Source organism: Nocardia sp. Tas62D01, assembly GCF_055232035.1.
Genome location: NZ_JBUYUZ010000001.1, coordinates 7,117,430 through 7,132,242, shown reverse-complemented (window position 1 = coordinate 7,132,242; position 14,813 = coordinate 7,117,430). Strand labels below are relative to the sequence as shown.

The 14,813-nt window shown below is 62.2% G+C and carries 10 protein-coding genes; 2 read left to right on the top strand and 8 right to left on the bottom strand.

Going from position 1 to position 14,813, the window contains the following annotated elements:
* Positions 1–9: 9 nt before the first annotated feature.
* From ACV7NQ_RS34050 to ACV7NQ_RS34025, 6 genes are all read right to left on the bottom strand, one after another.
* Complete coding sequence (locus ACV7NQ_RS34050; RefSeq protein ID WP_463365921.1) at positions 10–1,155, bottom strand: acyl-CoA dehydrogenase family protein; 1,146 nt, start codon at positions 1,153–1,155, stop codon at positions 10–12.
* 212 nt (positions 1,156–1,367) lie between these two features.
* Positions 1,368–3,602: an ATP-dependent Clp protease ATP-binding subunit gene (locus tag ACV7NQ_RS34045; protein WP_463365920.1), complete on the bottom strand. Its 2,235-nt coding sequence runs from the start codon at positions 3,600–3,602 to the stop codon at positions 1,368–1,370.
* Between the two features lie 53 nt (positions 3,603–3,655).
* Positions 3,656–4,894, bottom strand: a complete 1,239-nt coding sequence (locus tag ACV7NQ_RS34040; RefSeq protein ID WP_463363309.1) for an ABC1 kinase family protein — start codon at positions 4,892–4,894, stop codon at positions 3,656–3,658.
* A gap of 23 nt (positions 4,895–4,917) precedes the next feature.
* The gene (locus tag ACV7NQ_RS34035; RefSeq protein WP_463363308.1) at positions 4,918–5,610 is read right to left on the bottom strand and encodes a hypothetical protein; all 693 of its coding nucleotides are present in this window, start codon (positions 5,608–5,610) and stop codon (positions 4,918–4,920) included.
* Positions 5,611–5,630: 20 nt separating this feature from the next.
* Positions 5,631–6,374: a DUF6073 family protein gene (locus ACV7NQ_RS34030; protein ID WP_463363307.1), complete on the bottom strand. Its 744-nt coding sequence runs from the start codon at positions 6,372–6,374 to the stop codon at positions 5,631–5,633.
* Positions 6,375–6,438: 64 nt separating this feature from the next.
* Positions 6,439–6,882 carry a hypothetical protein gene (locus ACV7NQ_RS34025; RefSeq protein ID WP_463363306.1) on the bottom strand — a complete coding sequence of 148 codons (444 nt, stop codon included), beginning with the start codon at positions 6,880–6,882 and terminating at the stop codon, positions 6,439–6,441.
* Between the two features lie 268 nt (positions 6,883–7,150).
* Here ACV7NQ_RS34025 and ACV7NQ_RS34020 point away from each other — a divergent pair, with 268 nt between their 5' ends.
* Entirely contained in the window at positions 7,151–7,771 is a 621-nt protein-coding gene (locus ACV7NQ_RS34020) for a flavin reductase family protein (RefSeq protein ID WP_463363305.1), read from the top strand.
* A 19-nt stretch (positions 7,772–7,790) separates the two neighbouring features.
* Positions 7,791–8,423, top strand: a complete 633-nt coding sequence (locus tag ACV7NQ_RS34015; RefSeq protein WP_463363304.1) for a methyltransferase — start codon at positions 7,791–7,793, stop codon at positions 8,421–8,423.
* 25 nt (positions 8,424–8,448) lie between these two features.
* Here ACV7NQ_RS34015 and ACV7NQ_RS34010 read toward each other — a convergent pair whose 3' ends face one another.
* The gene (locus ACV7NQ_RS34010; protein ID WP_463363303.1) at positions 8,449–8,931 is read right to left on the bottom strand and encodes an acyl-CoA thioesterase; all 483 of its coding nucleotides are present in this window, start codon (positions 8,929–8,931) and stop codon (positions 8,449–8,451) included.
* A 5-nt stretch (positions 8,932–8,936) separates the two neighbouring features.
* Positions 8,937–14,810, bottom strand: a complete 5,874-nt coding sequence (locus ACV7NQ_RS34005; RefSeq protein WP_463363302.1) for an SDR family NAD(P)-dependent oxidoreductase — start codon at positions 14,808–14,810, stop codon at positions 8,937–8,939.
* Between the last annotated feature and the right edge of the window lie 3 nt (positions 14,811–14,813).

The following is a 14,813-nucleotide window of genomic DNA, read 5'->3' as shown; positions in this document are numbered from 1 at the left end:
GTTGGGCTCTCAGAACAGTGGCAGACCGAGGCTGGCACGTCCGACGAAATCGTGCAGCGCTTCGGTGGTGGGCGCCATGACCCTAGCCGCAAGCGAATCTCGGAATCGTCGCTCCACGCCCAGTTCCTTGCGGAATGCCGAGCCACCGCACAGCCGCATGACCCCGTCGGAAACCTCCGCAGCCGCCTCGGCGGCTACCGCCTTCACCTGCAGCACTCGCAGAGTGGCGTCCGCGCGACCTGAGCCCAACGCCGACAAGGTGTCCTGCAAGAACGCGCGAACCTCATCTGTCCGTGTGAGCAAGTGTGCGTACTGCCCCCGCTGGTTTGGCTGTTCGGCCAGCGTCTGCCCGAGATGGGCGAGCGTAGTGCGCTTGAGATGCTCGCCGGCTTCCGCGACCAACGACTGCATAAGGCCCACGCAAAACGCCGCATTGAGTACGAGGAACTGCGGGAGCGCAGTCTGCAAGGCGATATCGAGCCCCGCACCGTCGGCACCGAGGATGGCATCCTCGGGTACCTCGACGCCCTCGCCGGTGACCGGACTCGATGAATTTCCGCGCAGACCGAAACCGTCGAACCTCTTTTGCACGGCCAACCCAGCAGATTTGCTCGGCACGAACCAAAGGGTCATCGGCCCCTCGGCAGCGAGGGGACGGCTCGACCAAACGTAGCTATCGGCTTCTCCGGCCGAAGTGATCCAGCTCTTGCTCGCGTCCAGTTTGACCGTTCCGTTATCGGTACTGGCCGCCGAGCTGGTGGGTGCCCAGAAGTGACTGCGTGAGCCCGCCTCGGAGAATGCCAGCGTGGTGACGTGTTCTCCTGCGCCTATAGCCTCTCGAATGTCCTTGGGGCCGTGTGCTTCTAGAATGGCTGTTGCCGCGTAGTGCATCAACAGGACCATCGCTGTCGATCCGCAGACACCGGCGAGCCTTTCGATCACATCGGCGGCGTCCCCGAGGGGGGCACCTCGACCACCGACGTCGGTCGAGCTGAGTAGGCCGAGCAGACCGGCATCTCCCAGAGCCCGTATCCCTTCTCGCGGGAAACTTCCTGTGGAGTCGACCTGCTCTGCCTGCGGTCGAATTACTTGATCTATCACCGAATTGAGTGCGTCTGAAAGATTGGATTCCACGACAAATACCCCCTTTATCATTCGCAAGCCACGGGCACCTTTTCCCGCCGTCGAGTCTTGCTGACAGACGGGAACTGGTGCCGGGGTTAGTATTTAGATCCAAGCGTTACTGGATAATAAACAGACTAACCACTCTGCTTGCGGCCCGTCCAGGCTTCAAGCAAATTCGCAAGCTCGCACAACGCCGCAGACCCGACACAACGCCCCAGAACCGAAAGGTCGTGGTGGCCAACTCAACCCGCCTTCAGGGGACTGTCGGGATCCGCAACGGTCCGCAGCACGACGCCGTCCTCATCAACCTCGAGCCGGACGGCCTGCCCTGGCTTGACTGTCTCACTGAGCACCATGTCGCTGAGGGGGTCTTCGATGTAGGTGCGGATGGCGCGGCGCACCGGGCGTGCGCCTTCGGCCTGGTCACCGCCGAAGTCAGCGAGAACTTCCTGGGCCGAGTCGGTGACCGTCAGCGTGATGTTCATTCTCGCCAACCGCTCGGCGAGGCGAACGAGCTGCAGATCAACGATGGCACAAAGGTTCTGGCGACTGAGCTGCGGAAAGACGATGACGTCGTCCAGTCGGTTGAGGAACTCCGGGGAGAAGTGCTGCTTGATCGCCGAGGTGACCATGGCGGTCATGTGCCGGTACCCATCGCCATCACCAGCGAAGCCGATCGGCCCCTTTGCGGCAGCACGTGTACCGAGGTTGGTTGTCAGGATGATCACGGTGTTCGTGAAGTCGACCCGCCGCCCTGACGAGTCGTTCAGGTGTCCGTCGTCCATGACCTGCAACAGGGTGTTGAAGATGTCGATGTGCGCCTTCTCGACCTCGTCGAACAGAACGACCGAAAACGGCTTCCGAAGCACCTTTTCGGTAAGCTGCCCGCCGTCGTCATAGCCGACGTACCCGGGCGGAGATCCGATAAGCCTTGATATGGAATGGCTTTCGGCGAACTCGGACATGTCGAGGCGGATGAGATGACCGTCATCTCCGAACAGGAACTCGGCCAGCGCTTTCGCGAGTTCGGTCTTCCCGACACCGGTAGGGCCCGCGAAGACGAACGATCCGGCAGGTCGACCAGGATCGCGAATCCCGGTGCGGCCCCGCTTGATCGACTTCGTTACGGCGTCGATGGCGTGGTCGACCCCGACCAGGCGCTCGTGCAGATAGGCAGGCATTTCCGTCAGGCGGTGGGCTTCGTCGGCGCCGATGATTGCAACCGGGATGCCTGTCTGTTCCGCTAGGACAGCCGCGACGTCGCCGGCCTGTACCCCTGAATCAGGCGCATCGAGGCGCAGAGCGACCTCCGCGGCAGCCTCGTCGACGAGGTCGATTGCCTTGTCGGGAAGGAACTTTGCGGGCAGGTACCGGCGCGAAAGTTCTATTGCCGCGTCGACGGCTGACTCCGTGATGCTGACCTGGTGGTGCGCCTCAAGTAGCGGCCGCAACCCGAGCAAGATCATGCGGGTATGCACAGGCGTCGCTTCATCGACATCGATCCGCTGGAACCGCCGGCTCAGCGCCGAGTCCTTCTCGATCGTCTGACGGTATTCCGACGGAGTAGTGGCGCCGATAAGCTTGATCTCGCCCCGGCTGAGGATCGGCTTCATGATGTTCGCGGCATCGATCGAGCCCTCAGCGGCGCCTGCACCCACGATCGTGTGTACCTCATCGACGAAGAGGATGATGTCTCCTCGCTCGCGCACCTCGGTCAGTACTTTCTTGAACCGTTCTTCGAAATCGCCCCGATACCGCGATCCGGCAACCATTGAGGCGATGTCGATGGCATAGACCTGCTTGTCCCGCAATGACGTTGGCACCTCCTGGAAGGCGATCTTGCGTGCCAGGCCTTCGACGATCGCAGTCTTCCCGACACCCGCATCGCCGATGAGCACCGGATTGTTCTTGTTTCGCCGCGAGAGGATGCGCGTGAGGTGATGTATTTCGCGGTCGCGGCCGATCAACGGATCCAGCGCATCGAGCGCGGCATCTCGGGTCAGGTTCCGGCCGAATTGGTCCAGCAATTGTGAGCCGGCGGGTCGAAACGGTGCGGGCTGCCGGGCCACTGCGGTCGGCGTGGACAGCGCGGTGATCATGTCTTTGACGAGTTCACCAAGCGGTACACCGAGGCTCAACAAAATATCGGCGCCAAGATTGGAGGCGTCCTCGGCGACGAGCGCAAGCACGATGTGCGTCGGTTCCGTCATCGCGTCGCCACGCTCACGGGCGTGTGCCTCAGAAGACTCGAGAACGTGTGCGGCAGTGGCGGTCAGGGGGATTCGGTCCAGTCGCTGAGGTGGCCCTTCGCCGAGGATAAAATGCAGCTGATTGTGCAGCGACGGCAGAGACACGCCGTGGCTAGCCAGCACCTCCGCGGCTGGATTGACACGATGGTCCACGATGCCGAGGAGCAGATGTTCTGTGCCGACGTGGGGGTGGTTGAATCGCCTCGCCTGGCGTTCAGCGAGTACCACCACTTCGACGCTGGCAGGGCTGAAGGCGTTGTGCACTCGAATTCTCCCGACCTTTAGAGCAAATTCGCCATTATGTATGGTGCTGCTTCGATTTGGAAGTCCATCTCAGGCGCGAACTTATTGACAGTTCCCTCCAAAGCGATGAGACACAGCAGGGGAAAGGTCATCTCGGGGTCCGCGTAATAGCCGTTGCGCTGCTGGATCCGGAACAGCTGAACCGCGAATTTAGGCACTGAGAAGTGGGCAACATCTTGCTCGGCGGAGTCTTCTACTAGTTTGACGACTTCGGCGCGGAAGCGTTCGGGGTTCCGTCCGCGGCCAGTGGAACTTGTTGTCGACAACACGATGTCAGCGCAACGATGACCGTGCCCGTTGACCATGCCACCGAAGAACCGCGTGAACCGATCACGCGCGAATTCGCTCAGCAGGTGGGCAAAACCGACATCCAGGAGTGCCACGTTCCCGTTGCCCAGCAGATAGGCGTTGCCTTGATGGAGGTCGACATGAATGAAGCCGTGCTCGAAGATCAGACGGTACAGCCCGCGGACCAACGTGGTGATGCCATGTTGCCGCTGTCGCGGTGTTGCCTGCGCGAAGCCGTCGCGGTCCAGATCCTCGATGAAATCCATAGCGAGCAGGTCACCACTGCAATAGTGTTCGATCGGCCGCGGAACGACGATGTCCGGCTCATCGACGAGACAGTCGGCCAGCATCTGAAGCATCACTCGCTCCTGGGCCAAATCGAGCTGTGCCTCGATCGCGCCGCACAACTGGTCGACGATCGTAACGATCGGACCTGACCGAAACGGCGGAAACCAACTGAGGCCTCGCGCGAACCGGCGCATTATGTCTGTGTCGGTAAGGATCGTTCGAACCGCGCTGGGACGACGGATCTTCAGTGCGATCGGGGTGCCGTCAACTGGCTGCCACCGGTACACGCACGCGATCGAACCGCTGGCCACCGGTCCCGCCTCGACCGCGACGCGGGAGTCTGCGGGCAGTTGCGCCGGTGCGTGTTCCAACACCGCCAGCGCTTCTTCGACCGGCATCGGGGCAACACTGTCCTGCAGTCGTGCAAGCCCATCGGATATGCGCAATCCGACTATGTCGGGGCGTGTAGCCAGCAGCTGGCCGAACTTGATGTATGCGCCACCGAGCCGCTCGATACCGTCGACCAGCGCGGTGGTAACAATGTCTTGATGGTCGGCTCGCCGGGTGACACGCGCCCGCACTGCGATCGAAAGCAGGCGCAGCAGCATCGTCGCGACGACAGCAATGCGGGCCAGCAGCACTCGGCGTCGAATTCCGGTCATCGTCATCGTGTCCTCGCGAGCTGGTCGACGGCGCATTGCATGAGCCTCTCGGACGAAGCGACGCCGGGATTGGTATCGAGGGCAAGCACCGGAGTGACCCGCTCGAAAACAGTCGCCTTCGGAGTATCCGCGCGGGTGACCTGCACACGTAGCGGGACGCGGTGATCGCCGGCGGTGCCGATCTCGACGACGTGCCAGGCACGTTCGAAAATGCCGGACCGTTCGACAATCCGGGAGATCGGCGTCGTGGACACGCCGGTGTATTGCTCGGTGACGGTCAGGCTGTCCATGCGGTACACGGCGACGGCGTCGACGTAGGACGATCTGGCCGCTGTCACCGTGGGCTCCGGGAGCACGCTCGGACTGAGGGCCCGCATCAGATCGAGGTAACTGATATCAGTCAGCGGCAAAGTGTCGAACACTTGCGGGCCGCCGATATCGCGGGGAGTTCGCATCGTCGGGATGTATGTTCTGATCCGGTAAACACCACCGAAATGCTCCCAAATCGCAATCTCGGTTCCGCAGAGCGTCGACGGCACATCGATATGGACGACTGTGAGCGAACTTTCCGGTTTCCGTGCCCGGGCGAAGCTGTATCGCATGTCTCGATGCCCGACGGTCGCTGCTACTGCGAAGGTGTAGGCCGCGAGCGGGCCGGCGTCGAGATTGGCACCGACCCGCTCACGACTATTCATCGGTGAACTCCTCTATTCGCTCAGGCGAACACGATTGTCGCGAACTCCACGGGGCTAACCGCGTTCGCGATCGGGTAGTGGTGCAGCAGCGCACCGATCTCCAGGTCAGCGGCGAGAAGCGTGCCGACCCTACGGTCGCCGTCGAACAACGTGTAGGCCTTCGAGGTCCGGGACACGTCGCCGATCGGCGGGACCATGTTGACGCGCGACTCCACATCGACCCGGATATCGCCGGTGTTGATGGTGGCGCCGAGCGCTTCGATCTCGAACTGCGGGTACAGCGCGGTGACGCAGTTCTTCATCGGGGTGACCTCTGGATCGACCGGGCCTGGTACCAGGTTCGGCGACACAGTTGCGCCTTCGCTCTTCGAGGGCGTGTTCGTGACCCGAACTTGCCCGAACACATCGCTGTGGCCGATGACCTGCAGTGACAAGAACTGCGCGCCGATGGTGGCGGTGCGCCAGGTCAATTCGGTCGAGCCCTCGACGCCGTTGCGCGGTTCATGCCGGCGGTAAACGCCGATACCGTGCAGGTCGACCAGGTCCTCGCCGAGGCCGTCGATGTTGACGTGGATCCGCTCACGCACAGTGAAGGCCTCGAGCGCGGCGGGTCCGAGTGTGTACGGCCGGATCGTGTAAAGGTTGCCCTGCCCGCCCCAGGCGAGATTGTGGCCCTTCACGACCTCTGCATTGTGCAGCGCCGAACCATCGGCGCCGGTGACAACTGCGGCCTCACGTAGTTCGTTCATGATACTTCGCGACATGGAAATACTCCGTTTGGTTTCGCGATTGGATGTGAACTTTTCTGTTTTGTCCTGGGTGACAGCGTCAATCTCGTTGCGCGGCCAGCGATTCCAACAAACTGTCGAGAGCGTCGATGACGTATGCGAAATCGATGATCCGTTCGGGCAAACGGGTGCTGCCCGCGGTGTTTTCTCCCAGCTCTACCGAGAGAACATCGACCAGACGCTCGAGGTTGTTGTGCGTGATCGTGACTGGGAAATAGCGAAGCTGTTCCGCATAAGCCGGGTCGGCGGTAGGCGGTCCCGGCTCGATACCCTGATCCGGCCCGTATGCCTCTCGCCATGCGTCCTGCACCGCTATCTCGTACTGCAGAAACGGCCCACGAAAATAGGGCAACCATTTCTCGCGGAGCGCTCGCGCCGAGATGTGACCGCGGACGAAGTCGGCCGCCGCAGGCACAACAGTGGTCCGATAGTCGGCAAGCAGGGCTGTTGTATCCAAGCTCGGAATAGCGATTACATCGGTCATAGCAATCCCGTTCATCAGGTTGAGTCGAGTTCGGGGTAATCCCGTAGCTGATTGCTGACTCCCCCACTACACCATTATCGTTTTCTATAGTCAATATTTCGCGCTCGGTACCGTAAACTTGAGCACACTTAGGCCACGGTAGCCTCAATCCTGCACGGGCGCGGTAATATTCGAGCTTGATCGATAACGCGCGCAACCGAGCGCGGGAGGATCTCCGTACATCGACCGCAGGGGTCATTAGCGGCAACCATTTCACGACCCAGGGAGGGTGATCGAATTGTCGCGCCAGCGAGGCGGCCAACCCGATGACTTTTGCGTATCAGCAGGATGCGGGCCAACTACTGCGAATGACGCACCTCATGCCAATAACCACGGAGTCTCCTCGGGGGCCGACGGCATGCTCCTAGGTGATCTCTCCGCAGGTCCGACCGCCGAAGAGTTCAAGTTCGTACTCGGCCAGTTTCTCACCGGTCTGACCATTGTGGCTACGTGCGATCACGCCGGACCGATCGGTATGACATGCCAAGCTTTTACTGCAGTATCACTTTCACCACCGTTAGTGTTGTTCTGCGCTCGAACACAATCGGAGACGGCCCGAGCTGTCTCCAAGACGGGGTTTTTCTCGGTCAGCATGCTCGGCAAACACCAGCAGGCTGTGGCGGAACGGTTCGGCTTGTCGATTTCTCGCGTTGATCGCTTCACCAGCGTCGATTGGACACCAGGAGCAACGACCGGATGCCCACTGCTCACCGGCGCGATCGGGCACATCGAATGCATTTTGCGCGCATCGTATCCCGCCGGCGACCACCGGATCCACATCGGCCAGGTCGTGGCAGCGAGGGCATACACGGCTAACCCGCTGACCTACTTTCAAGGTCGTTACAAATGAGCGCGAGGTACGGACCGCGATGAACAGGTTCTTCACCGGCACCGAAGCGCGACTAGTTGCCGATAAATACGACTTCACCCGTGCTACGACCATCGTCGACGTCGGCGGAAGAAATGGACGGCTGCTGACCGCGCTTGTCCAGAGCTATCCGCTCGTCGAAGGCATCCTCTTCGACCAACCTGAAGTCACCCGAGAAGCACGGAACCAGTTCGCAGCCAATGGGTTGAGTGAACGGTGCCGCGCGATCGTCGGCGACATATTTGCGGCCATACCGCAGGGTGCTGATCACTACATCTTGAACTCAGTTCTGCGCGACTGCGATACACGCTGTATCGATCGATTGCTCATCGCCTGCCGGATGGCGATGGACGAGGACAGCACCCTCCTGATGGTCACCTACCGGGCCCGACGTCGCGCCAACCACCCCCGCTCACCTCGGAATCGCGACGGATCGGCGCTCATCGAGCTCGGAGGAGTCGAGCGCTCTGAACAGATGATCCGCGCCGTGCTCGACCAGGCGGGCCTTCGATTGGACTCCGTCATCGACACACGCAGCTCAGTCCACATCCTCGTGTGCCACAGGGCGGACAGGCGACCGAACAGAGACACCCTGCGGGACGATCGAGCAGACCGGACTGATCCAGTGCTCTGATCAGCGCGACAAGGCCGGACGTCGGTCAGTCCCGAATCCCGTTCAGTGCAGCCTCTTTGCTCAGTCTCGACGCGGATACCGGTGACCGGTACGGTGCGAGGGCGAGTCGCAGTGATTCAGGAACGCGCGTCGGTTCGACCTTGTTCTCGCCGACGTTTCGCATACACGCCACTCGCTGTCGGCCACGCGCGACGAGTCGCTCGGCGCCATCGTCTTCGACTTTCACGTAGGTGAACTCGAACTCGATTTGGGTCTGTGTCAGGTCTGTCAAGGTCATCCGCACCGTCAGGCAGTCGAATGCGGTGAGTTCGGCATAGTATTCGCAGTCACACTTGATAGTGAACAGCTTCAGATCGCGAGCGATCTCCTGCACGATGTCCGGTGCTTTCTCCTTGAGAAACATTTCGCGACATCTGCCTTGCCAGCGAAAGTAGTTCACGAAGTACACGTTGCCGACAAGGTTGGTTTCCTCGAAACCGACGATGTGGGAGATCTCGTATCCGAGCATCCTGATCAACCCTTCTGCGCAACTGCGACCACGACCGTCACCGGCGACGGCAATGCCAGCGTGACAACGACAGACCAAACAAGATCACGGCCATGCCGCATCGCAAGCCAGCCCGGAGCTGTGTCTCGGCTCTCGAACGTCAGCCGTGGCCGATTGACCGTCACGCCCAGTTTTGTCACCGCTTCGCGGGCGCTCCACACGCGCGTCGCTGCAGTAGTAAATGATTCGTCGCCCACACTGCTGCACATTTGGGCGAGTGCGACGCCCGACATCCCGAGCAGATCGCGCCACTGATCCTCGGTGCGTTCCTCCACCGGCTCTAGGTCGCATCCGATCGGCCGGTCGGCTATCACGGCGAGCGTGAGGCCGGTCCCGTGCGAGACACTGATGTTCTTGCCCGGTAATTCGGGGCGGCCGTCGGCACGGTGGTGGAGTGTTACGCACTGCCCCAATGCCGAGGCCAGCGCTCGCTCGCTCGCGGCGCGGCGACTGGGCATCCGGCGGGACTTGGTACCCATCTCTGCTGACGCCCGATAATGGTCTGCGTCGCGAACGAACGCCATCTGCAAAGGTTCTGGAAGCAGAGTGTTCAATCGACGAGTCAGCACCGGCGCCACGAGTTCCGGAGGCCAGCCGTCAGCGGGTTCGATCGCAGTGACCGCGGTCAGCTCCAGCTGTTCCCACACAGCCACAAGATTCTGTTCCTGATCGCGTACGACTACGTCATAGACGTACTTGCCAGAACCGCTCGATCGCTCGACGGCTGCGAGCTCGACCTTCCCCAGATCAGCACCCCCTGCGATCTCCCGTACCAGCCCGATCCGGGTCGGAAGCAGCGTGGAGCCGGGTACACACACCTGGATCGCATGCATGAACGCGTCCCGGGCGGCGGGGTCGCCCAGCACCAGTCGGCCTGGTTGTGTAGCCACGAACCAAGACTCATCGCCGGCCTGTATCTCAGCGATACATTGCTGAGCCGAGATATGCCTGTAGTCACGAACACTGCGAAATCGCGGACCGTGGAACATGATTCGGCGGTAGAAGTCGTTCTCCACGTCCATGTTCATCGGTGGACACTCGTCGTCGACGAGGTCGCCCAAGTCGGCAGGTGTTCCCCGATCCGCATCCGATCCGGTGATCCCGGACCCCAGACAGACAGCGCGGAAGTGATCGGTTTGGAAAGCCGTGGTGGCCGAGCGAATCGCGATCCGTACCTCGCTGCCCTGCCGCAGCGCGACGGTCCGGACGGTTGTGACACCGTCGCCGGGAACCACGATCGGGCGGAGGAACTCGACATCGCGGAGCTCGATCGAATCCGCGTGGCCGAGCAGCGCCACCGCGGCTTGAGCCATCGCTTCCATCCCCATGACAGCCGGGAACAAGATGTCGCCGGACACCTGGTGGTCTGCGAGATAGGGGTCGCTGCTGATCGAGAGGTCGGCCTCTGCGATGAGCTCGATCCCCGGAAAATACAGCCTGGGACGCTCGAGGAAGCGCAGCAGCGGCAACTCCACTTCCTCGAATGTGATCGTTGGCAGCTCGCCGGTTCTGCCGAGCACCACGACAGCGGTGGGGCAGGATGGAGTCCGAAGCAGGTCGAGCATGATCTCGACACCGGTATCCGTCGGGATTGCGTCGATGCCTTCGCGGGTGAGTGCATTCAGTACACCCAGCCGCTCGCCCATACCGGCTCCGGCCCAGATCGACCATTCGATCGTCAAGCAACGGCAGTTCAGCAGCCGTTTATCGAGAACATCGATGGAGTTGCGAAGCCAATCGTTCGCGACAGCGTAGTGGGCTTCCCCGCGGAGTCCGGCTCGTCCGATGATGCTTCCGAAACCTATGATCAGGCGCAGCTCCGAGGCTGCGACTGCCTCGACGATATGGGTAAGGCCATCAACTTTCGCGGCTACGGTGGCGCCGAACTCTTCGGGAGTGAGAGCGGAGATCAGCGCTGGTGCGTTGACTGCGGCACCGTGCAGGATTCCAGTGACGGGGCCGAGATCACGCGCAATGTCAGCGATCGCACCCGTGACCGCGGTCCGGTCGGTCACGTCAGCACGATAGTAGTTCGCGGTGATACCTGCGCCGCGAACCCGCGCCAGGTTGTCGGCAACCTCGGCGTCTTCGGCGTCGCGTCGGCCGATGAGTGCCAGCGCACAACCACTTTGGCTGGCCATGGCCAGTGCGCATTCAACGGTGATCCCGTGGGCGCCGCCAGTAACGACGACGACGTCGCCGCTGCCGACCGGAAGCTGCTGCTCACCGGTCTCGAGTTCGCGTAGTACCGGCTCAGCCCGATTACTGTCCGCGTCGTAGTCGACCTCGACGAACGCTGTGGTCGCCAGCACCTCGGCAAGCACTAGTTCCGCAGCTGTGTCCGGCGTGAGCGAAGTCGACAAATGAACAACTGTCGTCCTGACCGCGGGCTTCTCCAAATGAACTGTTTTGGCAAGAGCCGCAGCGTTTCGGCCCGTGCCGACAACCACCAACCTGTTCCCCTGCTGGATCGCTGCTTGACCGGCGGCCAGCATCCGTTTCGATTCAACCTGCACGTTGCCGTCACCGCAGAGAAGGAGCACCCCGTCGCCGAGGGGTGCGGCTTCCAGCTGCCGGAGAAGTACAGCAGCGAGTGGATCGTCCTGCGCCGCAAACACTTCCCACGTGCCGGGCTGGTCGCCATTCGGCAGTGTCCGCCGCCGCGGACGGGCAATGTGCTCGACAACGAAGCTTCGGGTCCAGGCGTCGATACCGGTGAGTTCGTCGCGAGGATGTACGTCACCGATGCGAGCGGATTCCTCGATCGCCTCGGCGAGATGTCCGACAGTCGCGGTCGCGACGTTCGTGGTGGGCTCTGGCGTTCGAAGCCCGAGCATTCGGACTGCGTCACCGACCACCTGGGTGATCGTGATACTGCTCAAGTGCAGGTCGTCTAACGGGTGCGTACCAGGTGTTATATCCGTGAGGGGAAGTTCCGTGCGTTCGGCGAGCAGCGTACGAAGTGTGTACAACGCGGACTGGGCGTGAGGTTCCGGATCATTGGCGACAGGGGCTGGGTCGGTTTCGGCAGGCGCCAGGTCGACGAGGTGCGACACGTCCGGAGCTCTCTCGCAGGGGCTTTCGATGAAGCTGAACTGCTTGTCCGAAGGCATCGCCCGGCAGAACCGCTCTGCGGTGAGGCCGGCCAGGTCAGGATTTGCGCCGATCACGTAGCACGCGGCCAGCGTCTGCAGAGTACCGACCAACGAGTCGGAGTCCGTGTCCATCGCCACAACCGGCACGGTGGGCGCGACATGTCTCGCGAGCCCAGACAACAGGCGCCCTGGTCCTACCTCGATCAGCAGATCGCAGCTCGCGGCAAGCCGGGTCAGCGCCGGTGCAAATTGGACCGGTGCCAGAATCTGGCGTTCCAGCAACTCGATGACGTTCGAGCTTGCGGTAAGCGCTGCTCCTGTGACGGTCGAGTACACGCCGTGGCGAACGATATTTCGAATCTCCGTCTTGTCGAGATATGCCCGGAACTTCGCTGATGCCGCACCAACCAGAGGCGAATGGAACGCGTGCGAGACCGCGATCTCCTGGCAGTGCAATCCAGCGGCACGCGCTCGGTCGACGACTGCGCCGATGTCGGAGGCCAAGCCGGAGATCACAGTCTGGCGAGGACCGTTGTATCCCGCGATCACAACGGATCCACCGTTCAACAGAGCGGCCACGGTGCTCGATGCGGCAGTAATTGATGCCATAGTGCCTGGGCTGGCAGCCGCGCCAGATTGCATTGCCTCGCCGCGAACCGCCGCAGCGGCGACGACTTGTGTTTCGTTGAATACGCCGCCCCAGTGCAAGGCCGTCAGCTCACCGAGACTGTGCCCGACACAGCCGACCGCCTCGACCCCGGCCTGACGCAGTAGCCGCAGCCCGGCCAACGACGCGGTGACGATACGTGGCTGGGCGTCCTTGGTCGTTGCCCCCGCCCGGTGGTGCCCGGTTGCCCGGTACAGGTCGGCGACCACCTCGAACCGCTGTGCGGCAGCGCCACCATCGCCCAAGCTGGAAACTCCTTGCCCGGGGAACAACAGGCCTATCCGAACCGCGGTTCTCGGTGGGCCGCCGAGGAATTGGCCGTGCTCTGGCATGAACACTGTTGCCTGCCCCGTAGCGAGTGCGTCTGCCAAGTCAGCGAGGCGGGCTGCTGCTTGCGCCTGGTCGGATGCGACCACAGCAGCTTTGTATCGTCCTTTGGAGTCACCGCGGGCGAGTGTGGTCGAGAGGTCTCCGAGTTCGGCAAACGAACATTGCACCGCCAACGCGCTCGTTTCGCGTAGCCGTGCTTCGAGACGCTGCGGTGTCGATTCCGAAAGTACGAAGAGCTCGCAGTCCTGCCTACTGTGCGCAAGTCGTCGACCGAGCTCACGATCGATCGGCACCGGCGGCTGGACGCTTTCGACGACAACGTGTGCATTGATGCCGCCGAAACCAAGCGCCGACATACCGGCCCGGCGCGACGAGACAGTGTCGGCTGTTGTGCCACTTGAAGATCCGGACGATTCGTCGACGGGGAACCGAGAGTCCCCGCTCGGCCAGGGCAGTGCGGCTCGTGGCAGCTCCAGCAAAGAAGTTGTGGCCAGTAGCGGATGCGGCCGGTGGTTTCCGGTGATCGGCGGAATGGTTGCATGATGCACGGCAAGGACGGTTTTGATCAGGGCCGCGATGCCCGCGGCCGCCTTGGTGTGCCCGATGTTTCCCTTGATCGCGCCGACACCGACGCGCTTACGTCCGCTGTCCCGTCCGGAGACTGCGCGACCGAAAACCTCGAGTTCAGCGCGATCGCCCACCACTGTGCCAGTCCCATGACCCTCGAGGTAATCGACGGTGTTGGCAGCGAATCCGGCCATCCGATAGGCGCGTTCGATGGCTACGAGGTGACCGGCGGCGTCCGGCCGAGTGATGCTCCCGCGACCGTCCGACGAAACTCCCCAGCCGGCGATGGTCGCGTAGCTCCGCAAACCGCGTGAGAGTGCATCGTCCTCCCGGATGAGCACGAGCATGCCGCAGCCTTCGCCAGGCCAGAAACCGTTGGAACCCTCGTCGTACACCCGCATTGTCGATCTCGCGAGAGCACCGGTCTTGGCAAATCCGACCAGCTCGAACGGATCGATCGAGATATCGACGCCACCGACGACTACTGCGTCGAGCTGTCCGGTGGCCAGCGCGTTGCCTGCTGTGGTCACCGACAGCAATGACGATGCACATGCGCCGTCCACGGTGTAGCCGCCACCACCGAAGTCGAAGTGGTTGCAGATCCGCCCGGCGATGGTGTTCGCCAATCCACCCGCAAGGCTGTCTTCGGAAATCGGTGGGAAGCTTGCCTTGAAATCGACCTCGTAGGCGGCGATGAATTCAGCGATCTCTTCAGGGGTCCAGCCTTTGCGCTCCAACGAGTTCGCCAGTGTGCGCCGTACGTATGGCCACCGCAGCCTCGTCGCGTTGGCTCTGGACATGTCACCGGTCAGCGTGTTGCCGATGACAACGCCGGTACGAGCTCGGTCCAGACCTTCGCCGGCCGGGAATCCAGCGTCGTCGAGCGCCGCGGCGGCGGTGTCGAGTGCAAGCCAATGTGCAATGTCAGTCGACTTGAAAGCCGTCCCTGAGATCCGATATTTGCGGCGATCGAAGGCCCACCCTTCGAGCACAGCCGCGTGCGAAGCGTAGTGGCGATCCGGAGCGGCGGGGTCGGCCGAGTAGTAGTCCGCCCGGTTCAGCCGGGTATCGGGAATCGGCCGAAACGCCCGCCGCCCAGCGAGCACGTTCTCCCACAGTTGTGCTGGAGAGGTTGCGTCCGGATACCGGCACGCCATGCCCACAATCGCCAATCTGGGCATGGC